The following is a 24,921-nucleotide window of genomic DNA, read 5'->3' as shown; positions in this document are numbered from 1 at the left end:
CGATTAATCCTTTCGCAGCACGACCAACCAATCTTCGTTGGCGTCCTGGGGAGCAGTCCCCAGGGCGACGTTCGATCCGCCTTGGACCGACTTGATCGTTCCGGCTTGCAAGTCACCGCCAGCGCGTGGGTTGAACCACATCACTTGAAAGTTGCCTTCGACGCCCGACAGATCCAAATCGGAGGTCCCGCCGTTGGCCAGGTAGACGAGATAGGTATCGCCCGGTTTGGCAAAACAGAACTTGGCGACTCCGTTGTCGTTGTTGCCGACCAGAGCGTCCACGTTTTGCATCTCCCAAAACGGAATCGCATGGTCGTGGAAGAACTCGATAGCGATCCGGCAGTAGTCCCAGCTTTGGTCTCGGCTGCGCCAGTCTTCGCACACGATATCGTTTTCATCGAACTGGTACCCGAAATAATATTCGTTCCCGGCACCGCCAGCCATTAACGTTCCCCACAGCGTTTGTTTGCGGACCTCGTGCTGCGTGTGAGCCATCTTGCCGGTGCGGTCGTGACCGTCGAAACCGCGGTACCCGAGATCGGGAGCCTGGGCGTGAGCGGCAGTCCCCGATTCGTCAAACGCAACGACCCACGGCTTGCCCGCCGCCGCCGATTTGCGAACCCACTTGAGCGTGTCAGCGTGAGTCGCTTTCAAGCTGCTGTTCTGCAGCGACAACCCCGTCAGCTTCGACCGCTCTCCCAGCAACGCTCCGTAGATTTTGTCGTGCTGGCCGGGATAGGTGTGCAGCACGATGTTGTGATCGTATGGATCGAGATCGGCTAGGTAGTCGATCATCGCCACCTGCTGAGCGGTGCTCTGCGTGTTCTCCTCGCCGATGTTCCAGTTCAACGCCAGATTGTGCCCGAACCGGGCGACCATCTCGCGACAATACAGTTTTCGCTGGACGCCCAAGTTGCCGTCATCCAAGCTTTCGGGAACGAAAGCCCCCTTGTTCTTGCCCGTCCGGTGGTCGTCGTTTTCGGTCTCCTGCAACTTGAAGTGCAAATACATGCCGCGAGCAGTGCCGTGGTCGAAGACGATTCCCCACTGATCCAATTTGCTGCAATCGTAATGCAGTTTGTCCTCGCGTTGAATGAACGGCCAGACGTTGTCGCCATCGCCGCCAGCGTTGTAGGTCAGGAACGAAAACGCGTTGCAGCCTTTGCCCGACAGATAGTTGATCGCGCCGATCAGCCCGCGTCCCTTCTGGTCACCCCAAGTCGGATCGCCCGGACGCCAGTCGTCGAGATGCGGCGACCAAGTCTTCAGCGGTGCCCGTTTGGCTTTGCCGGCGATCGTGTTGTCGAAGTCGGCGTAAGCCAACAGCGTTTCGGGCGCGTCGGCTCCCGCTTTCAAGAAGTACTTTTTGGATCCGGCAAACTGCAAGTAGTGCTTGCCGACGTATTGCAGGCGTCCCTGAGCTCGCAGGTCGCGTCCCTGTTTGTCGCTGGCGCCGATCTCGAAACTTCCCGACGCACCATCGAACGGAGCCAGCGGCTTCGCTTTGGCTCCTTTGTCCAATGCAGCCAGTTCGCCTTGGTCGAATGAAACGACATAGTTCCACTTCCCGGTTCGGTCGGCAGCAAAGTGAGCTCGCCAAACGGTGCCATCTTCAGCCGACGAATTCGCTGCGTTCCCATCGGCAGCAAAATAGCCCGGCACGGTGTAGCTGTCCCCGTCGGCATGCGTGAACTCGACCGACATCCGGTAATCGGTAAACGGGTTCGGCGTGTTGTCTTTTTCGTGAGCGTAGGGGCCGCTCAAATCGAGCGTCAGCTTGTGCCATTGCTTCGGTTCTCCGCTGACCTTAACGCTGCCATCGCCGTCAGCGCCGCGAGGCATCTGTAGCGGCGCGGTGCTCGACGGTTTGGTGGGACTTGTTCTCTTGGCAACCGCTGGCGATGCCGCAGCGGCGACGAAGGGGAACGGTTTGGGCAGCGTTCCCGCATGGACCACCGACGCCGGGCCAACACCCGCGGGACGCGTGAACTCTCGATCGCGAGTGATCAACCACTTGTCGAATTCGAATCCATCTTCGCGCATCGAAAACTGGATCACATGCTCCCCCGGCTTATCGATATCGAGGAAGATCTTGTGAGGTTCGCCGCAGTGCTGGGCGTCGGTCCGCTGCTTGCTCTCCCAACGCCATGACTTCTTCCCATCGCACCACTGCAACCGCTGCCCGCTCTCGGGCCACTGACCATCGATCCCGACATGCAATCCGTTGTCTTCGGTCCCCGTGGAATGAGCGCGTACCCAAACGTAATACCTGCCCGGATTGGCGATCTGAACTTTGTAATGCAGCACCGCCATCGCGCCCGCTTGGGGCGAGAAGTTCTCTCCCTTGATCAGTTTGTCGCCGTGGTCGCGACGCGTGTCGGGCAGGATTTCGAGATACGCTCCGCCGCTGGCACCGGCAACATGAGGCGGATCGCCATCGGGGCCGGCCGACGGCGTCTGGTCTGAATGCGTGAGATAAAAGCCGCGGACATCATCGGAGGTCTGCTGGAAGAAGTGCTCCGCTTCGACAGCCAAGATCCCATCGGCTTCGGCAAAAACGACCGAATCGTCGACGATAGGCGACTTGGCGAACGAAGTCTCACCAACCGCGGTGGCGATCAAAAACAGCGACGCCATAAGCATCGGGGAAACCAACGAGAAGGATCTTTTCATTGTCAGTACTCGATAGGATTGTTAGGGGGATCGATCCAATCTATCGAGAAGCAACCGTCGATGCCAACAAATCAGCACGCTCCGCAGGCCAAATCCGCGTTTCAATTGGGCACATCCTCCGGAGGGGACATTCTTGGGAGCGGGTTCCCTCTGGCATTTCGTGTCACCACGACTTGCGTCAGACACGACTTGCGTCAGACTCGCACCGAGCCGCGGAAGCCGCGGGCTGCATAATAGGATGGGGCACCGTTGTGATAGATGAAGACTTGGCCGTAGCGGAAGTCGCCAAATAGTGCGCCGCCGAGGGCTCGGATCTCCGCAGGCGTTTCGATCCAGCTGGAGGTCTTGGTGTCGAAGTCGCCAAGGGTTTGTAGTTCGCGGTATTGGTCTTCGTTCAACAGCTCGATCCCGATCGCGGCGGCCAGATCGAGCGCGTTGTTTTGCGGCGGGTGCGACTTCCGCGACTCCAACGCCTCTCTGTCGTAACAAACACTCCGCCGGCCGCTGGGACTCTCCAGACTGCAGTCGTAAAAGATGAACTCGCCCGACTTCTTGTCGCGTCCCACAACATCGGGCTCCCCGCCGGTCTGTTCCATCCGCTCGAGAACCGCCAACTTTTCAGGACTCGCGTCGAGCTTGGCGCTTACGTCGGCCCAGCGAATGCCTTTATGCCGGCCTTTGTTCGCCGCAAAACGCGACGCCAGAATCGTCAGTAAATCACCTGTCGGTTCGACGGATGCACGACTGCTTGCACGCTTCTTTTTCATCGCCTGATGCTTCACCCTTTTGAGTCGTCAACGATCGTGGATGGTTTCCGAAGTTGAATATCCTAGCGCAGTCGCATGCCGAATGCCAACTCGCGTAAGTCTCCATTCAGGGCGAAGCAGCGTTTCAATAGAAGGTACCAGCCGACGAAAAAACACTCAAAAGTACCGGCGTCCTTCGCACCGCCCAAAGCTTTACAACCTTTTTATATTTTCTGAGAACTGATCGCTTCGCGCGATCGTCTATGCTCGTATATTGCCCCGGTTCTCGCGGGCGCTCAGGCAAATCTCTCATCTCTGCGCAAGGCGATCCAACGATGTTGCGAGCTCCGATGCTTCCGCTGCTCTGCTTAGCGGCCGTTTTCTGTTCCGCTCCGAGCCCGATCTGGGCGAGTCCTCAGGAGCCGAGCGAAACCTCGCAGCCGCAAGCCGAACAGGACGAAGCATCAGCGGAAACGGAAGCTGCCGAATCAGATGACGCCGCCGATTCGGCGGATGTTGGCGACGGAGCCGAATCGGAAGCGGAAGCACCGCTGCGTGAGCAGACGATCTACATTCCGTATTCAAAGATTCGTGGGATCTTTGAAAAAGAGGGACGTGGCGTCTTCATTCCCTACGAGCAATTCCAATCGCTGTGGCGGCGAGCCCGCGCGGCGACGCATCGCCAGCCCGACGATCCCAAGCCGCCGGTCGACGCGCTGATAAGTGAGATCAACAGCGAAGCGGAAGTCGAAAAGGATGTCGTGCGAGTCACGGCGACGATGCAGATCGAACTGCTCGGCAAAGGCTGGCACGAGATCCCGCTGCGATTGGGAGACGCGGCGATCCTAGCGGCGAAAGTCGGCGACGATCCGGCGCGAATCATGCCCAGCGACGGCGGCTACAAGCTGCTGATCGAAAAGTCGGGGAAATCGGCCGACCGCGTCACGGCAGAGATCACCTACGCCAAAGCATTTACCAAATCGCCAGGTCGCAATTCGGTCGAATTCCTCGCCCCGCAAGCACCGGTGAACCAGTGGCGGATCCGCGTCCCGCAGGCCGGTGTCAAAGTGAACATCCATCCGATGATCGCCGCCACCGAAGAGACGCGCCGGCCGAGCGATGCGGTCTCCGATGACGACGCTGCGAACACCGACGACGATGACGCAGAAAATCAGCCAACGGACGACGAGACGGTGGTGCTGGCTTTTGTCGGCGCTGCCCCCACGGTCCGCATCGACTGGACGCCGCGCAGCGAAGGAGCCAGCGGGATGGCTGCCTTGGCGACAGCTCAATCGCGGCAGCAGCTAACGATCGAAGAAGGGATCGTGCGGGCGAGCACTTGGTTGCAATATTCGATCAGCCGCGCCGAACTGGCGGAGCTGCAAATCGAGGTTCCCAAAAGCTACAAAGTGACTGGCGTGTTGGATGCCAACGTTCGCGGCTGGCAAGTCGAAGCGGACGGCGAGGTGCAACAGATTTCGGTCCAGTTGTTCCAGCCGGCCAAAGGGAGCCAAACGGTGTTGGTCGAACTCGAGCGGTTTAGTAACCAAGATGCCGAGCAATCACAGCTGCAGGCGCCGCTGGTGCGAGCTCTGGGCGTCGGCCGCCAACACGGCCAAGTCGTCGTCCGGTTGGCGGAATCGCTGCGAGGCGAGGTGACGACGCGAACGGGATTGCTGCAGATCGACGCCGCCGAATTGCCAGCCGAACTAAAGCAAGGCCGCTGGGATTTCGCCTATCGATTCTCCTCGCTGCCGACGACGTTGACACTGCAACTGCAGAAGGTTCAACCGCAGATCCAAGCGACGCAGTGGGTGGAATCCTTTATCGAGCCCGAACAGATCACGTTGGCGTTGACCGCGCGATACAACATCCGCCGCTCGGGTCTGTTTCAATTGGCGTTCGACGTCCCGACCGACTACGAAATCCGATCGGTCCGCGGGCTGGCCGCTGGCGATGCAACCGCCGCTCAATACGACACGCACCACTTCAGCAGCGATCGAGAAGGTCGCTTGATCGTGAACCTATCGGCCAAAGCGATCGGCGACGTCTGCCTGACGATCGAGATGCAGCGGCGAATGGACGATCCCAATCTGCGAGCCCCCACCGGCGAAGCATCCGACCTGCAAATTCCGCTGCCGCGCGTCGCTCGCGACAGCGTCGAAATGGTCACCGGCAAATGGATCGTCTACGCACCCGAAAGCTTGCGAACCAATCCGACGGCGACGGGGCTGCAACCGATCGCGCTGCGGGATGCCAGCGTGGGGATGCCGGTCAGTCATGCGAGCCGCTTTCCTGCGGCGCGGCCGATCCTCGCGTACGCCTACGCACAGCAAGACGTTGCACTGGAACTGGCAACTCAGCGACGCAAGCCGCAGATCATGGTCCGTCAACTGTTGGAAACCGACGTCACCGCGGGAGCCGTCCAATACAAGGCCCGGTTCCTGTTCGACATCCTTTATAGCGGCGTGAAGTCGCTGCGGATCGACGTTCCCACAGCGATTGCGAGCCAGATTCGCAACACGACCGGAGGCGTGCAGGATGTGGTCATCCAACCTCAGCCGGACGATGTGCCTGAGGGTTACCAAGCGTGGCAATTCAGCGGTGAAACGGAGCTGTTGGGGCGTCGCGAGATTCGACTGAACTGGGAACAGAAGCTTGCGGGACTGGGCGTTGGTCAGAGCAAAGACGTTGCGCTGCCGTGGCTGCGTCCGGCGGGAATCGATCGCGCGTGGGGACAGATCGTAATCGGAAAAGCGGAGACGTTGGACGTGCGGCCCAAAGGGGAATTGGTTGGGCTGCGACCGATCGATCCGCAGACCGATCTGATCGATTCGATCCGCGTTCCCGGGGCGGCGCGGGCGTTCGAATTCCACGACGACTGGAAGCTGACGATCACGGCGACGCGGTATGAGCTGGAAGACGTCAAACACACAAGCATCGAACGGGCGGTGCTGCGGATGGTGGTCGGTGCCGATCGTCAGACGTCGGTGCAAGCGTTGTATCGGATGCGAAGTGCCCGTCAGCGGTTGGAGGTCAAGCTGCCGGCGGAGTTTGATCCGGGCAAAGGCTTCAACCAAAACCCACTGCGAATTGATGGCCGCCCAGTTCCGTTGGAACGGGGGGACGCCGGGGAATATTACATCCCGCTGGCCGATCAATCGCCCGATCAGGCGTTTGTGTTGGAGCTGCGCTATGCAATCGCCAGCGATCAACGCCACCTGCCCCTGCCCGAATTCCCCAACGATCCGGCAGTTCAGAAGGTTTATCTGTGCGTCTATCTGCCGAAGGATCAAGCCGTTGTGGGGACGGGCGGTCCGTGGGACAACGATCTGGAAGAACGGTGGCGTCGCCAGCTGGCCGGTTACCGCTACAACAATCCAAACGACAACGAACTTGTCGCCTGGGTGACCGATGGGATTGCGATGGCCAGTTCACCGACCAGCGACTTCCAAACCCAAGGTCTGCTGTACACGTTCAGCACCGCCGGGCCGCCGCAAGGGGAAGCGAGTGCGTTGCGTGTGACATCGATCTCCAAAGATATGCTCGATGCGGCGATCTTCCTGTTGATCGCGGTGCCGGGAGTGATCCTGGTCACGCAATCGATGACGGTGCGGTTGTTTGCCGTCGGCATCGTGCTGTTCGGCTTGGTCTTCAGCAGCGTATTTCTCCCCTCGCTGTCGCTGCAGTTGTTCGACAGCGTCCTATTCCTGGCGCTGTTTCTCGTGTTGGCCGTTTGGATTCTGATGGGATTGATGCGTTGGTTCCGCGGTCCGGTCGGTGGGCAATCGCCGCCCCCCGATAAACAAGCACCGCGTCCGCCGCAGTCGCCGGATTCCTCGGGAACGCCGCCGACCGGAACGCCCCAACCGACGATTGCGATGTCGGCGACCGAATCGACAAAAGCGAGCGGGCTGTTTGGACAAGGAGGCTTGTTTGGTTGGAGCCAACGCCGCGCGGGAGGTGCCCAATGAATCTTTACTTATCGATCAACCCGGTCTTTTGCCGCCGAATCGCCCGGCTTGTTGTCCTAGCTCCGATCCTGATGTTGGGGATGGGAGCGACCGTTGCCGCCGAACCGCCCAAAACGGACGTCGATTCGGAGACGCCGATTCGGGAGATCTTTGTCCCTTTTGAAGATCTGAACGTGCTGTTGGAGAGCAACACCAACCACGTCTTCCTGACGCGGCAACAGTACGATGATCTAATCGCCCAAGCGAAACAGACGCCGCTGGCGCAGACGCCCACCGCGGCGACTGTCTTGTCGGCGACTTACGAAGCGACTGTCGAGACCGGTCGCGTGATGATCGACGCAGCGATCGAGATCGATGTCTTGCGGGCGGGGCTGCAAGTCGTTCCGCTCTCGCTGGCACGGATCGGTGTACTGGATGCGAACTTAGATGGTCGACCGGCTGCGATCGGCACGGGAGAGTCGGGCGATCCGTCGCTGTTTGTCGAAGGGATCGGGCGGCATACGCTGAAGCTCCGCTTGGTCGCCGCACTCAACAACACCACAACTCAGCAAACATTCACGCTACAGCTGCCGACGCCGCCGGCGACCTCCTTCTATTTGTCGGGCCCAGGCAATATCCAGATGGCTGATTCGACGCAGGTCGTCAGTCAAAGCTACGATGCGGATGCCGATCGATCGCGGCTGCAGTTGTTGATCTCGCCGGGGATCAACCAGCTGGCGATGGGGATCGGAAATCGGCAGATGCGTCAGCAGAGCGTTGTCGTGGCGCGAAGCGTCTTGGTTGCGGAGGTGACCGAAAGCTACCAGCGTTTGCACGCGACGGTGTCGATGGAAGTATTGCATGGTGGGGCGACGGAGTTTCGATTTGCGATGCCCGCAGGGTTCGACGTGACACATGTCGATTCGCCGTTGATGAGTAAATTTGAAATCGGCGAACACGAAGGCGAGGCGGTTTTGATCGTCTCGCTGCGACAATCCGCTCGTGGAACCGAGGTCTTCAGCATCACCGCGGAGAAATCGACAGGCGATCCGATCGATCCCGACGGAACGCAATGGACCGCACCGCAATTGGTCCCGATCGATGTCGCCGGCGTCGCGTCGGTGGTGGGCGTCCTGTTGGATGGACGTTTGGATCTGCAGAGTCTGCAGCCCGAAGGACTGATCCCAATCGATACCGCTGTGATCACCGCGGCGATTCCGCCCAGTGTCTTCGAAGCCGAACCGGGGGCGCCGCTGATCCGCCCCGTCGCCGCGTTTTACGCGGCGCAGCGTGAATACGGATTAACCGCCGCGTTTCGGCGGCCGCCGGCGACGGTGAAGGCGAGCACCAATCTGTTGCTAACGCTCAGCCAGCAACGCCATGCGATTCGCGGCCAGTTTTCCGTCTCACCGACGCAGGAAAAGCTGTTTCAAGTTCGCTTCCGCGTGCCGCCGCAATGGCATGTCACTGAAGTCACCGACGCGGCGCAGCAGCCGCTGGAATTCGAACCGCTCGAATCGGAACAGGACGCGACCGGACAAGTCGTTCGCGTGCAACTGGAGCACGGGATCGCATCGGGCGAGCGTTCGGAGATCCGGTTCCGCGCGGTCCGCACGCCCGACAAGTGGCTCGACCCGTGGCAGTCGACGTCGGTCGAATTCCCTCGATTCCAATTGATCGATGTCGCGTCGTCGATTGGTGCGATCGCGGTTCGAGCGATCGACGACATGACGGTCCAACCCGATGCCTTGGAGCAACTGGTTCCGCTGGACGACAAGCAGAAGGGAGCCTTTGGGCTGAACGATGTGCAGAGCGATCTCGCTTTTGAGTTTGATCAACCGCAGTGGTCGGCAAAATTGGCGGTCGATCGTCTGCAACCGAGCATCACGGCGGAGAGCTTTACGTTTTTCAAAGTCCAGCCCGACGGGATCTTCACGCACAGCGAGATCGTCTACGACGTGACGCAGGCGGGCGCTCGATCGCTTTCGTTTTTCCTGCCGGCGGAGGCTCCCGAGACGTTGAACATCCGAGGCAGCCACGGGGCGGTGGTGAAAGAGTTTTCGAGCGAACTGTCGGAGAACGGTCGATTGTGGACGGCGCGCTTGGCCGCCCCAACGGTTGGCGTCTGTCGATTGATCATCGACTTTCAAGATCGCTTGGCCGACGATCAGCCGAAGGGATTGGTCTTGCCGATTCCACGCGCCGACGGCGTGCGATTCCAGACGGCGCTAGTGGCGGTCGAAGGGCATGGCGAACTGGACGTGCAGATCGATCCAGGCGAAGCACGGCCTGTCGATGTCGGCAAATTGGCGGGAGCGGATTACCTGGTTGGACGCCGCTTGCTGGGAGCGTTTGGTTTCTTGGGCGATCCGGGCAAGATCGCCGTCGATGTCTTCCGTCGCGATGGTTATGGCTTGCCACCGGTGATCGTTCAGCGGGCAGAGCTGGTGACGCTAGTCGGAACGCACGGCAGCAGCCAAACAGCGGCGCGATACCATCTGCGAACGAAGGCCTCGTATTTGGAGGCGGTTCTTCCGACGGGAGCCACGCTGTGGTCGGTCCGTGTCGACGGGAAATCGGCGAAGCCGCAGAAGCAGGGAACTAGCCTGTTGATCGGTCTGCCCGAGGGCGACGCGCGGGCGATCCGCGATTTGCAGGTCGTTTATGCGACGCCGATTCATCCGACCGGCGCGTACGGTCGCTTTCAAAGCGATGCGCCGCGGTTGTATCTACGCGACGATTCGGGGGGCCGAGCAGGAGAGGTTCCCGTCGCCGACTTGAAGTGGCATCTCGAACTGCCAGCCGGCTATGTCATCGCCGACGAAGCGGGGACGGTGCGCAGCGGGACAGCGGCCAACCAGCCGCTCCCACTTCGCAACGCCCTGTCGATTCTTCCGGCTTCGCGGGCGGTGGCGAGTCGCGGGTTTTCGCATCTCGCGGATGCGACAGCTGCGCCGGGAGAGGTCGCGTTGGCCATGGATGAGATCGAAGTCGACCCAGGCGTTGAAATGAAGGCAGCCATGGAGATCGATTCCGACGCGGCAGCGGATCTGTTTGACAACGCACCTGCCGCCGCCGGTGCTCCGATGCAACAAGCGATGCGAACTCCGGCAGCAGCGAAGCGACCGCAGATCGCGTGGGCGTTGGAGGGTGTGGGGAGTTTGGAAATCGAAGTCGATCGGCCGACGACGGGGCAGCGGGTGACATTGACCAGTCTCGGAGCGGCGCCGCAGGTCGATGCGACGATCGTCGATTCGCATCGCTTGTATCTGTTGGGGCTGGCGACGATGATCCTGGTCGGGTTGGGCGGATTGTTGTTGACCGGACGCAGTTGGTTTGTCCACTTCTGCTATGTGTTGGGAGTCCTCTTTTTTGCGAACCTGATCCCCGTGGCGACTGGGTTGGAACGGGAACTCTCGCGTCCGGCGACGATGGCCTGCCAAACCGCTTTCCTGCTGGGACTCTTCTACCTCGGCATCGCCTGTTTCCGCTGGGGCCGCTGCGTCGTGAAGGGCCCCGTCGTCGCGGCCTGCCTGTTGGCGATTGGGCTTCTGTTGAGCAACAGTTCCACCGCATCAGCTCAAGCCGATCCTAAATTGGATTTGCCCAACGCGATTGATTTGGAAAAGCTGGCGTCGATGCTAGCCGATGAGCGTCCGATCACTTTACCCGAGGGAGCGGTGATCGTTCCCTACCAGGCCGACGCGGGAGCGGATGGTTTTCGGCAAGCCGAAAAAGTGTTGGTTCCTTACAAGACGTATGTGCAATTGTGGAATCAGGCGTTCCCCGACAAAGCGATCGACAAGCCGCAGGTCGCTGCCGAATATGCTCTTGCCGGAGCGAAGTACCAAACGCGGCTCGATGGCGACGGTTTCCTGATGCTGCGCGGGGATATGCTGATCGATCTGTTCAGCGATCGATCGGTGACGGTTCCATTGCCGATCGAAGGGGTCGTTTTTGAGCAAGCTCAATTGGACGGCAAGCCGGCGCGGATGCGGTTGGTCGCTGCAAAACCAACGGCAGAGACTAACGCTAAACAGGTGCCACAGCAGGCGGTCCCAGCGGCCGGGCGAGCAGTCCCGGACCGTTCTCTGATGACGCTCGAAATCGAAGGCAAGGGACGACACACTTTTGAATTTGCGGTTCGCTTGAACCTGCAGCGAACGGGAGGCTGGCGTGTTGCCGCGGGGCGAATCCCCGTTGCCGCGGCGGCGCAGATGGAAGTCGTCGTCCCCGCGGCGGGGACCGAGGTTCGTTTGACCGGCGTCAACGATCGGGAACAATATGAGACCAAGGCTGCCGACGAATCGATCGTCGCGGCGCTGAAGTCCGACGGACGGATCGCGATCCAGTGGCGGCCTCAAGTCGCGTTGGGAGAAGTCGACGAGAGTTTGACCGCTCGTTCCGCCGCCGTGATGGATGTGCAGGAGGATGGGCTGCGCGTTGTTTGGCAACTGAAACTCTCCTTCCCGCGCAGCCGCCGCAGCGAACTGTCGCTGGAAGTTCCAAGCGGCTTCCAAATCCAAGGGGTTCACGGAGCGAACGTTCGCGATTGGTCGGTCGCCCAACAGGAGGACCGGCAACGCGTCGACGTGACACTGTTAAAGGAGGCTGTCGGCGAAGAAGCGGTTGCCATCGTGTTAGCTCAGCCCACTGCAACGGGCGACCAAGCAAGAACGCTGCAGACGCCCGCGGTCGGTGTCGTCGGTGCGATGCTGCATACCGGGATCGTCCAGATTCGTCGAAGTCCCTTGTTGGACGTCGTCGCTGAAGAAACCGTTGGGTTGGCGCGGACCGACATCGATGCCAAACAGATCGCCGCGCTGTTGAAGGTCGCGCATTACGATGAAAGCCCGTTGGGGATTCGTCCCTTCCAAGCGTACCGCTTCAATGCGACACCGTTTACGTTGTCGTTGACCGCCGCGCCGATCGAGGCTCGCTGCGCGGCGACGCTGCAAACGATTCTGCGGATTACCGAGCGGAAGGCGGATGTGGAATGTCGCATCGGGATGCAGGTTCACGATAGTCCGACGCATCAACTGCGTCTGCGATTGCCCGCAGATTTTGTGATCGATGATGTTTCGGCTCCTTGCGATTACCAATGGTCGACGTCAGCGATCGATGGCGATCCACAGCACCGCCGGATGTCGATCTTCTTGGCGGAAGGACTGGAAGGAGATTTTGCCGTCGTCATCCGCGGTGGTTCATCGCGTGACGATCCCCAGCAGGATGTGGCTCTACCCGCGATCCAGGTTCTGGACGTGCAGCGACAGCAGGGAGAAATTGCGATCCAAATCGACCCTGCCTATTCGGCGGTGGCTGCGGATTTGCAAAACTGCAACGCGACGCTGCGAGGCAATGTGAATGAGTGGTTGCAAGCGGATCAACGACGGGCGACGACGCTGGCGATCGCGTATCGTCAGCCCGAATATTCGGGAACGATTCGCGTGACGCCACAGCAGGCGATCGTGAAGGGGCGGACATTCACCAACGTTCGCGTGACCCAGCGTGCGATCGAAGAATTGATCGTGATCGCGTTGGATGTTTCGCGAGCTGGAATCCGGGAGTATTCGTTCCTGCTGCCGGCACGGCTGGCCGACGCCACGATCCAGCAAGCGTCGCTGCGACGCAAGACGATCGCTGCGGTCCCCGAGCGTCCCGAGTACGTCCGCGTGACGATCCAGTTGCAGGACGATTTGATGGGGCAGGTTCGCGCTCTGGTCCGCCAGACGCGGCTGTTGGACGACGCGCCGCAAACGATCCCGATTCCGATTTTGGAAACCGGCCAAACGATCGGTCGCTTTGTAACTTTGGAAAACGACGGCCGCGACGAAGTGGTGATCGACGAACCGATCGGATTGGAGCCGCTGGGACGATTGCACAGCCAGCGACGCGTGTTGGCCGAGGTTTTGGGAGCTTCGCTTGGCGATGCCTTTGTCGTCAACGAAGCGGCTCCGGCGCCGCAGCTTGGATTTCGCACAAATCAACGGGCCGAAGTTCGTACCGCCGGAGCGAGCATTGGCAAAGCGGAAACGGTGTTGGTCGTCGACGACGCCGGCACCTATCGCGCTGCGGTTGAATACCGGATCAACAACGACACCGAACAGTTTTTGGAAATCGAACTGCCGCGGGATGCTCGACTGTGGACCGCCAGCGTCGCGGGCGAACCGGTGAAACCGACGCTGGTTCCCGGGGGATCGAGTCAGCAAAGCGTGCGGATTCCGTTGGTGAAAACTGCCGAAGGAGATACCGATTACGGCGTCGTGCTGAAGTACGGCGGAGCGATCGATCTGAACGGGCTGCGTTCGCGGGTCGAGTTTCCGCTAGTCCATACGACCAACATCCACGTCGAGATCAGCCAGGTGCGGTTGCTGCTGCCGAAGTCGCATCGTTGGTATGGATTCGACGGCACGATGCAACGCGTCGATAACGAAGGGGATTACCGGGCGTTGGATTTGAAACATTTGACCCAGCAGTTCCGGATGCTCTCCAGTGCGCTGAGCAGCAAAAACGAATACTCCAAAGTTCGCGCCGAAACGAACTTAAAGAAGTTGGGCCGGATCGTCGAAGCCCATCAAAACGACTACGCCGAGTTCTACCAGCAGAGCGAAGCGGTTCAGAAGGAACTGGATCTGAACACCATCACGCAACAACAAGCTGCCGAACAGGTGGTCGAGAACCGCCGCAAAGCCGATCAAATGTTGAGCGTCGGCAACAGCGATCAACTGCAGTCCTATTTCGACCGCGGTTCCAATTCGCGCAGCCGTCGAGTGGTCGATGAGTTGGGAGAGTTTGGCAACTTTTCAGCTTCCCGGGCGGGCGCGGCTGGCAACGAAACGAAGGAGCGTCAATTGCAGACGTTCAACCGCGATTGGTTTGCGCAAAACGGATTGGCGATGCCTCAAGAACCGATCGCAGGGAAGGACTCCAAATCGAAGGGAGCGAAGCAAACGCCACGTCTCCAGACCGATCCGCGATCGCAACGCAAGGGTGAAGCAAATCGTAGTGCCGACAAATCGGCACTACCCGCGCTACGATTCGACGACGCTCAACCGACGACGCCTCGTCCGGCTGCGCAAGTTCGCGGCGGGATGCGCGACGACGTCAGTCGCTATTCGCAGCAACTGCAGCGGGAACAAAGCCCATCGCCATCGACCGCTTCGCCACAGCGATCGATCTCGCCCAACGGCGGCGCAATGGGAGGCGGCGGATATGAATATGAGGCGATGCCAGCGGACAGGGCGTTAAGAGAGTCGCCTGACAGAGAACCGTTTCGCGGTCAGCCCGGCCCGTTCGGCGACGCGACCGATCCGTTTGCCGCCGGGCCCAATGCTCCTGCTGCCGCGGCGCAGCCTTCCACGTCTGCGAACCAAGACTTCGGTCGCCGGCCCGCCACTCCTGGCATGGAGATGGGAATGGGCATGGCAGATGAATCGCGAACCGAGCGATTGTCCGAAGCGGGCGAAGGTTTTGAACGCGGGATGCAGCTTGGCGATCAGATAAATCTGCCACCGGCGACAGGAGCGATCGCGAGCAACGTCTACTTGGCGAGTCTGGAGACCGAATTGCCGCTGGAGCGGGGCGGCCAGGAGTATTTCTTTTCGGCTCCCCGCGGCGAGATCGAGATCACTGCCCAAGCGATCCCGTCGTCGTCGCTCCGCCGCGGCGTTCGTTTAGCCGCGATGGGAGTTCTGTTCGGCGGATTTCTGATCGCGACGACGCTGGTTCGCCGCCGTCACGCACGCCGTCCGCAAGCGGCTTGAAACCTGCAATTCGCAACTTTCCACCCTTCACGCCCGATCGATGGTGTTTTCGGCAACGACGTCGCGTATATACTGCTCGCTGTTTGATTCCGAATTCCCTTCAACGAGTCGTGGCGACTGTGAGTATTTGGTGGATTGTTGCGATCGCGGTTGCGGTCGTCTTGATTTCGATCTTGTGGCTGCGGCTGCATGCCTTTTTGGCGTTGGCGATGGCCGGATTTTTGGTCGCCGTGTTGACTCCCGACGCCGCGTTGGTCGATTACGCCGGCCTTCAGATGGAGAAGTCCAAAGGTGCCTGGACTCAACAGGAAGCCGCTTCGTTTGTCAGCAGCAGCGGCGCCCAGCGGTTGGCTCAATCGTTCGGCGATTACGCCGGAAAGATCGGGATTCTGATTGCGCTGGCCAGCGTGGTCGGCAGCTGTCTGATGCACAGCGGCGCCGCGGCGGTAATCATCCGGCGGATGCTGGCGATCGTGGGAGAAGCCCGCGCCTCCTACGCGTTGGCGGGCAGTTCGTTTCTGCTGGGGATCCCCGTTTTTTTCGACACCGTCTTTTACCTGATGGTCCCGTTGGCCAAGTCGCTGCGGCGGCAGGTCGGCAAAGATTACGTGCTTTACATTTTGGCGATCCTCGCCGGTGGATCGTTAGCGCATTCACTGGTGCCGCCGACTCCAGGACCGCTAGCCGTGGCGGCCGAATTGCACATCGAGATCTTCGACATGATGGTCGGCGGACTGGCGATCTGCTGTTGTTCGAGCGTCCTTTCGCTGTCGGCGGCCGCCGTGATCAACCGCTTCGTCGACGTTCCGCTGCGCGATGACGAGACACCGGCGGACGAAAAATCGGCCGGCGGACCACCGTCGATCGATGAAGTCGAGGGACCGCCGTTCTGGTTGGCTCTGTTGCCGATCGCTTTGCCGGTGCTGCTGATCGCTGGCGGAACGGCGTGGAACATGTGGATCGGTAGCTTCGATTCCGGCGCCGCGCCAGCCTGGACCGATTCGCTTGGACGGATTGTCAAACTTGCCAGCGACAAAAACGTGGCGTTGGGAATCGCAGCGGCGATGGCGATGGGGCTGTTGCGATGGGCTCCCGTCGCAAGCGACCGAAACCAATTGATCGGCAAGGCGTTGGCCAGCGGCGGCGTGATCATTTTGATCACCAGTGCCGGCGGAGCGTTTGGGACGATGCTGCGTTACGCGGGGATCGCCGAAGCGGTCGCGGAGATGACTGGCAGCCTGCCGGGATTGATGCTGCTGCCGCTCGCATTTTTAGTGACCGCATCGATCCGCACGCTGCAGGGTTCGGCAACGGTTGCGATGATCACCGCCGCCGGCGTGCTGCAGGGCTTTGCCAATCCCGAGATCTTGCCGTACCATCCAGTTTATCTGGCAACGGCGATCGGGGCGGGATCCAAGCCGATCATGTGGATGGCCGACAGCGGGTTCTGGGTGATCTGCAAGATGAGTGGGATGACCGAAAGCGAAGGCTTGCGGACGCTGGCTCCGATGAGCATCGCGATGGGGATCTCCGCGTTGATCTTCACGGTGTTGGGAGCGTGGTTGTTGCCGATGAATCATTGATCCTCCGCGAACGGCTCGGCGACGTGTCGGCGTTCCCTTTTCATTGGCACGATCGCCCTAGCGCGGCGACTTACGGACACCCCGACGAATGACCATTTGTGCAGAAGTGATTGCGATCGGCGACGAGATCACCAGCGGCAGCCGGTTGGATACCAATTCCCAGTGGCTGGCGTCTCAGTTCGGCGACTTGGGCGTACGGACTCTTTATCACAGCAGCGTCGGCGACGACTTCGATGCCTGCGTCGATGTCTTTCGGATCGCGATCGGCCGGTCCGACTACATCGTGATGACCGGTGGCCTGGGGCCGACTCAAGACGATCTGACGCGCAAAGCGATCGCGGCGGCGACCGATCGCCCGATCGAGATCCGCCAGGAGGCACTCGATCACATCCAATCGTTTTTTGTCGGGCGCGAGATGCCCGATCGGAACCGTTTGCAGGCGGAGTTCCCTCAGGGGAGCCGCCTGATCCACAACCCGCACGGCACCGCGCCGGGAATCGATCTGACGGTCGAACGGCCCGGTCGCTCCGATTGCCACGTCTTCTGTCTGCCCGGCGTGCCGGCGGAGATGCGTCAGATGTGGAACGCTGGCGTGGCGGTCCGGATGCGTGAATTGCTTGGCGTGCGACGCGTCGTGCGGCAACATGTGGTCAAATGTTTTGGTGTCGGCGAGAGCGACATGGAGTCGCGGATCGCCGATCTGTTGGATCGCAAGCAGACGCCGCAAGTTGGGATCACCGTCAATCGGGCGACGATCTCGCTGCGGATTTTTGCCGAGGGGAGCGACGAAGCCGATTGCCAATCGCAGATCGATCGCGTCACCGAAAGCTTGCGGCAGCGCGTTGGCGAGTTCATCTTCGGCGAAGGGGACGATTTCGAACTGCAGGATGCCATTATCGAATTGCTGGACCGGCGTGGTGAAACACTTTGTTGTGTCGAACACGGTTTTAATTCGCTGGCCGACACTTGGTTGAGCGCATGCGAACGCCCCGATCTGTATCGCGGCGGTTTGTCATTGAGCGATCAACGGGCATCGAACCGCTGGCGAAGTGTACTCGGCGTGCCGCAGAACGGTTCGCCCGAACAATGGACGGCGGAGGTGATGGAACGATTTGATGCCGATTGGGCGTTGGCGATCGATGGCTATCCGACGATCGTCCCCGGAGAGGGAAAGACCAATCCTAGCTCCGACATTCGGCTGGTTGTGACCGGTCGAAAACTGGCAACACCGCGCTCGATCACATTCCATATGGGCGGACATCCCGACGTCTTGCCGCCACGGATCGGCAAGGCGGGACTGAACTTTCTGCGTCAAGTACTTCTTGCAAACTAACCGCGAGGCGAACGATGGATCTGTATCACGAATATCGCGTCAAGCCCGATGGCAAGGTGCAACTGAAAGATATCGAGCCGCGCGAGGACAAACCGTTCAAGGATCGCGAGGAAGCGGAGCAATTGACGGCGGATAATGTCGAAGCGATCCGTCAGCTGCAATACCGGATGTTTGTCGAAGGGAAGCAATCGCTGCTGATCGTTCTGCAAGCGCCTGACGCGGCGGGCAAGGACGGTTTGATTCGCCGCGTGTTGGGGAAGATGAACCCGCAAGGCTGCCGCGTCCATTCGTTTAAGAAGCCGACCGAACTGGAACTGGCTCACGATTTTCTGTGGCGTGTCCATCCTTGCGTCCCCGCCCGCGGGCAGGTTTCGATCTTCAATCGTTCTCATTATGAAGACGTGTTGATCGTCCGCGTCCACGACTTGGTTCCCAAGAGCGTTTGGAAGGAGCGCTACGATCTGATCAATTCGTTTGAGTCGCTGCTGGCTTCGGCGGGGACTCGGATTTTGAAGTTCTATCTGCACATCAGTCCGGAAGAACAGTTGGAGCGGTTCAAGGAGCGGTTGGATCTGCCCGAGAAGCACTGGAAATTGAACGCCGCCGATTACCACGAACGGGACCGGTGGGACGATTACCGCGAGGCTTACCAAACCGCGTTCGAGAAATGTAGCCCCAAGCACGCGCCGTGGTTTGTGATTCCGGCGGATCGAAAGTGGTATCGCAATGCAGTCGTTTCGCAGATCGTTCGCAAAACGCTGGAAGAGATGGATCCGCAATTGCCGCCGGTGACCGAGGATTTGGCGGAGATACGCCGGCTGTACGGGATGGCCGAAGGGGAGGATTAACGACAATCGTGCGTATTGGCACGGATTCTCCCGATCCAACGCAGCCTGCCAAGGCTTCAACTGCGGTGCGACGGGGCGGTCCCGCTGTTGTATGACCGCTGGTTTTGGTAGCCTAGTCGTTTGATCGCAGACTTACGCGAACCTTCGCATCTTGGCAACCTGGAAGAACATGCAAACGCAGCAGCAAGGTTCGTTACCCGATCCGCAAACGGCCGCCGTGATCAGCGTCTTCGCAGGTTATTCGCCTCCGGTTGGCAGTTACGATGAATTGTTTGCCGCCCCACAACAGATGCGTTCCCACTGGAAGCGATTCGCTGCGGCAATCAATCGCGTGGGAAATGAGGAGATGCTGCGTCGTTGGACGCAGGCTAAGCGGTTGATCCACGAAAACGGTGTCACCTACGGAGCGTACGGCGATCCGTTGGACAAACCGCGGCCGTGGGAGCTGGACGCGCTGCCGCTGATAATCCCCCAAAAAGAATGGGGCAATCTCTCCGATGGACTGCAACAACGCGCTAAGGTTCTCGAGCTGACGCTGGCCGATCTGTATGGGCCGAAGAAGTTGATTCGCGATGGCGTGCTGCCGCCGGAGATCATCTTTGCCCATCCTGGTTTTCACACCACGCTGCACAATTTGAAGCCGAGCATGGGGCGGTATCTGCACAGCTACGCCGCCGACCTTGGCCGCGCTCCCGACGGCGGTTGGTGGTTGCTTGCCGATCGCACCGAAGCACCTTCGGGAGCCGGATACGCGTTGGAAAACCGCGTCGTCGAATCGCGGATGTTGCCCGAGGGATTTCGAGCCTGCAACGTCCAGCGACTCGCTCCCTACTTTCGCGCCCTGCGGGAGACCTGCCGCCGGATCGCGACGCGGCATAAAGACAATCCGCGGATCGTGCTGCTGAGCCAAGGGCCGTCGAGCGAAAACTATTTCGAAGACGCTTACCTTTCCCGCTACCTCGGTTACACGCTTGTCGAAGGGGCCGATCTGGCAGTCCGCGATCGCTGTGTCTGGATGAAAACGCTGGGCGGTTTGTATCCGGTCGACGTGATTTTGCGGCGACCCAATACCGTCGACTGCGACTCGCTGGAACTGCCGTCCAGTTCTCCCGGTGCGATCGCGGGACTCGTCGACGCGGCAGCGGCTGGAAACGTTGCGATCACGAATCCGCTGGGCTGCGGTTTGGTCGAGTCGCCGATTTTCATGGCCTACATCGGGGCTCTGTGCAAGACATTGTTAGGCGAGGATCTTAAGTTATCCAGCGTGGCGACATGGTGGTGCGGCGATGCGGTCGGCCGCGAATATGTGCTCGCCAATCTCGATCGCTTGGTGATCAAACGCGCCTTCCGCCAACGGGGCCACGAACGTCAGGTGACCGAACACCTGAAGCAATTGCCCAACGATCAATTGGCCGAACGGATCAAGGCGCGGCCGTCCGAATTTGTCGGTCAGGAGCGGGTCGTTCGATCGACGATGCCCAACTGGGGCGGCGGCAACGTCTCGGCGGCTTATCTCGCGATGCGAGCGTATATGATCGCGTCGGGCGATTCGTTTGAAGTCATGCATGGCGGGCTAGCGCGAACGTCGACCGAGCTCGGTTCGTTGGAGATGTCTTTGGTCTCCGGCGAGGGGAGCAAAGACATTTGGATCCAAGGCAAAGAGCCACCGCAGCACGACAGTCTGTTCCAAGGCCGGCACGAACCGGTCAAGCTGCGGCGCAGTGGTGATGACCTGCCCAGTCGCGTGGCCGATGACATTTATTGGCTCGGACGCCAAGTGGAACGGGCCGATTCGGCAGCCCGGTTGCTGCGTGCGGTGACGATGCGATTGACCAGCGAATCGGCGAGCCATCTGCGTTCGGAACTGCCGATGCTGCTGCGGACGATGGCCGATCAAGGTCAGATCGAACCGGGGTTTGTCGTCGAAGGAATTCGCCAACAGTTGCCTGCGATCGAAGAAAACCTGCCAATTTCGACCTTTGACGCCACCGCATCGGGTTCGCTGCGATCGATGCTGGCCGCGACCTACAGAACCGCATCGCGGGTCCGCGATCGTCTGTCAGCTGACAGCTGGCGTGTTCTGGTTCGAGTCGACGAACAGTTCCGGGCACCCGCGACGGGGACGTGGGATCTCACCGATCTCTTGAACATGTCGAACGAATTGATCGTCGATCTCGTCGCCTTTATCGGCATGATGTCCGAGAGCATGACGCGCACCCAAGCGTTCCACTTCATGGACCTCGGCTTGCGGATCGAACGGGCCACGCAAACGACGTCGCTGTTGAACAACTGTTTCTCGGTCGGACAAGAGATCACCGGCGAGATGCTCGAAGCGTTGCTGCAGGTTTGCGACAGCCTGATGACCTACCGTTACCGCTACCTATCGAACTTGAACGAGGTACCGGTACTCGATTTGTTGTTAACCGATGAGACCAACCCACGCAGCGTCGTCTACCAATTGCTGCGGATTAAAGATCATGTCGATCGGCTGCCGCGGACCGAATCGCAACCGACCAGCAGCGAGCAGCGGATGCTGCTGTCGGCGTTATACGCGGTACGGATGTTAGATATCGAAGCGATCGGCGAAAATCACTCCGAGGACCGCCGACGGGAGCTGGTCGAAGTGTTCGGAAAACTGGAACTGCACCTGCCGCAACTGTCCCAAGCGATTACCAACAAATACATGGTACACGCCGGCCCATCGCGACTACTGACATCGATCGACCAAGTGCGGATGAGCAAGCCATGAAGTACCGGATCACCCACACCACAAAATACAACTACAGCCAGCCGGTTGGAGTTTGTCACAACAAGATCCATCTCGCCGCGCGTTCGCTGCCACAGCAAACGGTGACCAACTTCCATTTGTTGATCAAGCCGGATGCGTTTGCGTCGACGTGCCAGAAAGATTATTTCGGCAATCGCGTCGATTACTTTTCGATCCAAGAACCGCATCGCAGCTTGACTGTGACCGCGACCAGCAATGTCGAGGTCCGTCCGATCACGCGGCCGCCCGCCTTTACCGCGTCGCCGCCGTGGGAGGATGTCGCGCAGGGCATCGCCAAACGTCGCGACGAATTGAGCCTATCGGCGTATCAGTTTTCGTTTGCCTCGCGGATCGTGCCACGCGATCCGGCGTACACTGAATATACGTTGGCCAGTTTCACCAAGGGACGGCCGATCGTTGAAGCGGGGCTCGATTTAACGCGGCGGATCTTCGAAGACTTTAAGTACGATCCGCGAGCGACCACGGTCAGCACGCCTGTCGACGTCGTCTTCAAGCAACGAGCGGGCGTCTGCCAAGACTTTGCCCACCTGCAAATCGCCTGCTTGCGATCGATCGGTCTGGCCTCTCGCTACGTCAGCGGATACCTGCGAACGCTGCCTCCGCCGGGCAAAGAGCGGTTGATCGGCAACGACCAATCGCACGCTTGGTTGTCGCTGTATTGTGGCGACGAGATCGGTTGGGTCGATTTCGATCCGACGAATAACATGATCCCTGCCACCGATCACATCACAATCGGCTGGGGGCAGGACTACAGCGATCTCTGCCCGATCCAAGGCGTCTTCATCGGCGGTGGCAAGAACCGGATGGATGTCAGCGTCGACGTGGCGACGATTTCGCCCGACGCTTGAAAGTTGACGCCGGACGTGTCAGGCTTGTGCCCAGCAATTGGTCGCATGCAACGACAAAAGACACTCCCAGCGTAGGAATTTTCGATGAATCAAACCACTCGCCCAGCCATCCGCTTCGCCATCTCCCTGCTGACGGGAATCAGTCTGCTCGCCGGCGGCCAATTCACAGCAACGCCGCAGTCACTGCATGCGGAGGAACCGGCGGCGGTGCAGGTGCCGCATCAGATCGCCGGCAGTTTTGCTCAGCTAGCCGATAGCGCCGAACCGACGATGCGATGGCAAGCGGAAACGGTGGCTGAACATCAGCAATGGCAACAGGGTCTGCAGGAGGTTGTCGTCGATCTGTTGGGCAAGATGCCCGAGCGGGTTCCATTGGAAGTGAAGTGGGCCGAAGAGAAGAAATTCGAAACGTTCACTCGACACAAGATCTACGTTCGCACCGAAGCGAACTACTGGGCGCCGGTCTATTATTTTGTGCCTGATCAACGCGCAGCGCCGCTGCCGGCGATCGTCTGTTTGCACGGGCACAGCGGGATCGTTCCCTATATCGGTGAAGCGGACAGCGCCGAAGCGGCGAAAAAGATCCAAGACAGCAGCCTCGACTACGCGGTCTTCCTGGCCAAGCACGGCTACGTCACCGCGGCAATCAACGTCCGCGGTTGGAATGAGACCGCCGGGAATCAGGACGTGGGGATCAAGAGTCTGCGCCGCAGCTGTACACAGATGACGATGGATTCGTTGCTGCTGGGGATGACCCCACAAGGCCTGCGATGCTGGGATGCGATGCGGGTGATCGATTTCCTGCAGAGTCGCGATGGGGAGGTCGATCCCGACAAGATCGGCGTTGCTGGGCTGTCCGGTGGTGGAACGCTGTCGATGTACCTGCCGGTGCTGGACGAACGGGTCAAGCTGGCGATGATCGCCGGAGCATTCTCGACCTATCGATCATCGATCTTTCCGATTCGCCACTGCATCTGCAACTGTCTGCCGCGGATCATGCATTATGCAGAGATGGCCGATGTCGTTGCACTCTACGCGCCGCGGCCCGTGCTATTGATCAATGGAGTCGACGATCGGATCTTCCCGATCGCTGGAGCCCGCGAAGGCTTTGACACGCTGCAACAGGTTTATACGCTGCTGGGCAAACCGGACAACGTCGCAGCCGACTTCTTCGACGGCGGCCACGCCTGGTCGAACAACAAAACGCTTGAATTCCTGCAACAGCACTTCGGCCAACCGACCAACGCCAAGTAGCCATCTACGCGACGACCGGAATCGGCGCTCCAGCAAGTTCAACTATCCAGCATCGAGAGCTTAGCTCTTCATCACGAGGCTCGGCAGCGATGGCCAAACCTCATTGCCTCGATTGGTAACTCAGAGAGCGGACCGTTTTCGTTCGCGGCAAGTTGCACTCGGGAGTGGGACAGGCACCACAGGGTTTGCACCGGTGGTTAATAGTGATATTCCAAGCCCACTGTCGCTCCGTGGTAGAAGACACTGTCGGAGGCGTCGACGCCGTGCGGGGCGATGAAGTTCGAATGCACAAGTTCATCCGAGGCGACGGCAACCGATGTGACCCACATGACTTGGTAGCCCGCCACGAGATCCAGCTGGCTGGTCAGACTTCTGCGTGCATTCAGCCCGAGTTCTGCCAAGAAAGAGAATTTCCCACGGTCCCCCGCGTCACGAATCTGAACGACTCCCGTGTCGAGCAATGTCGATTGTTTTGCGGCATTGCCGAAAAGACCGACCTGCCCAAAGCCGTCGAGCGACCATTTCCCTTTGCGGAACAGTTCCGATTCCAAGCCAACCTGTCCACCGTACAATCGGTTCTGCGCCGCGGTGTCGATGGTTGTTGGGGTCGCTGCGGCGTCTAAACGAAAGCCGATCCGATCGTCGATCTCCAGGTAACGGAAACCGGTCGTCAATCGGACCGATTCGGTCAACCGCCGACTGATGCCAAGTTCCAGACTATGTAAGTCGGATGTGTGAACGCCATCGATCGACGTGACACCGGGAAAGGTGAACGGCGCGGTCGCATTCAAAGTTGCGTTGCCTGCCGGTCCGACCAGATCGCGATGGCTGTCGCTCCATCGATCGACGCTCATCCATCGCACGGTTAACGCGTTGGAATCGTTGAGGTTGTAGCGACCATTGAGTTCGTAGCCAGCTTGGAATCCCAAATCGAATTCGTCGGAATCAAAGTTGCCGTTGGCTCCCGAGAAAATGCGAACGTCATCGTCGGCTCGTTCCAAAAACAGAGCCTTGGCACCGAAGCTCCAACTTGTGGTGGGACCGCAGCCAACTGCATCGCAACCACTTGAGGCATCGCACCCGAATTGTCCCTGCGCGATGGAAGTGAGCCCCATCGACAAGAGGAACCAAG

Annotated in this window: 11 protein-coding genes; 8 read left to right on the top strand and 3 right to left on the bottom strand. The window is 59.8% G+C overall.

Annotation, left to right across the window (positions count from 1 at the left end):
- Positions 1–3: 3 nt before the first annotated feature.
- Positions 4–2,673 (bottom strand): DUF5060 domain-containing protein, encoded by a 2,670-nt coding sequence (locus tag CA51_RS08870; protein WP_231746080.1) that lies wholly within the window; start codon positions 2,671–2,673, stop codon positions 4–6.
- Between the two features lie 194 nt (positions 2,674–2,867).
- Positions 2,868–3,440 (bottom strand): DUF4256 domain-containing protein, encoded by a 573-nt coding sequence (locus CA51_RS08865; RefSeq protein ID WP_145119748.1) that lies wholly within the window; start codon positions 3,438–3,440, stop codon positions 2,868–2,870.
- A gap of 314 nt (positions 3,441–3,754) precedes the next feature.
- Here CA51_RS08865 and CA51_RS08860 point away from each other — a divergent pair, with 314 nt between their 5' ends.
- The 8 genes from CA51_RS08860 (at position 3,755) to CA51_RS08825 (ending at position 23,789) form a co-directional block, all read left to right on the top strand.
- Positions 3,755–7,393: a hypothetical protein gene (locus CA51_RS08860; RefSeq protein ID WP_145119746.1), complete on the top strand. Its 3,639-nt coding sequence runs from the start codon at positions 3,755–3,757 to the stop codon at positions 7,391–7,393.
- Positions 7,390–15,135: a hypothetical protein gene (locus tag CA51_RS08855; RefSeq protein WP_145119744.1), complete on the top strand. Its 7,746-nt coding sequence runs from the start codon at positions 7,390–7,392 to the stop codon at positions 15,133–15,135. Before CA51_RS08860 ends, CA51_RS08855 begins: the two co-directional genes overlap by 4 nt.
- Before the next feature lie 119 nt (positions 15,136–15,254).
- Positions 15,255–16,718 (top strand): GntP family permease, encoded by a 1,464-nt coding sequence (locus tag CA51_RS08850; RefSeq protein WP_145119742.1) that lies wholly within the window; start codon positions 15,255–15,257, stop codon positions 16,716–16,718.
- 88 nt (positions 16,719–16,806) lie between these two features.
- On the top strand, positions 16,807–18,051 hold the full coding sequence (locus CA51_RS08845; RefSeq protein WP_145119740.1) for a competence/damage-inducible protein A: 1,245 nt from the start codon (positions 16,807–16,809) through the stop codon (positions 18,049–18,051).
- A 14-nt stretch (positions 18,052–18,065) separates the two neighbouring features.
- Entirely contained in the window at positions 18,066–18,899 is an 834-nt protein-coding gene (locus CA51_RS08840) for a polyphosphate kinase 2 family protein (RefSeq protein WP_145119738.1), read from the top strand.
- A 169-nt stretch (positions 18,900–19,068) separates the two neighbouring features.
- Positions 19,069–21,648 carry a circularly permuted type 2 ATP-grasp protein gene (locus tag CA51_RS08835; RefSeq protein WP_145119736.1) on the top strand — a complete coding sequence of 860 codons (2,580 nt, stop codon included), beginning with the start codon at positions 19,069–19,071 and terminating at the stop codon, positions 21,646–21,648.
- Positions 21,645–22,535 (top strand): transglutaminase family protein, encoded by an 891-nt coding sequence (locus tag CA51_RS08830; RefSeq protein WP_145119734.1) that lies wholly within the window; start codon positions 21,645–21,647, stop codon positions 22,533–22,535. The genes CA51_RS08835 and CA51_RS08830 overlap by 4 nt, the downstream gene beginning before the upstream one ends.
- Positions 22,536–22,619: 84 nt before the next feature.
- A complete protein-coding gene (locus CA51_RS08825; RefSeq protein WP_145119732.1) occupies positions 22,620–23,789 on the top strand; it encodes an alpha/beta hydrolase family protein in 1,170 nt (389 codons plus the stop codon).
- A gap of 197 nt (positions 23,790–23,986) precedes the next feature.
- On the opposite strand, the gene CA51_RS08820 is transcribed toward CA51_RS08825, so the two are convergent.
- Positions 23,987–24,904: an Lpg1974 family pore-forming outer membrane protein gene (locus tag CA51_RS08820; protein ID WP_261343081.1), complete on the bottom strand. Its 918-nt coding sequence runs from the start codon at positions 24,902–24,904 to the stop codon at positions 23,987–23,989.
- Between the last annotated feature and the right edge of the window lie 17 nt (positions 24,905–24,921).

The organism is Rosistilla oblonga, from assembly GCF_007751715.1.
GTDB lineage: Bacteria > Planctomycetota > Planctomycetia > Pirellulales > Pirellulaceae > Rosistilla > Rosistilla oblonga.
The sequence above is the reverse complement of the archived record's forward strand: the minus strand, read 5'-3'. Positions and strand labels throughout refer to the sequence as shown.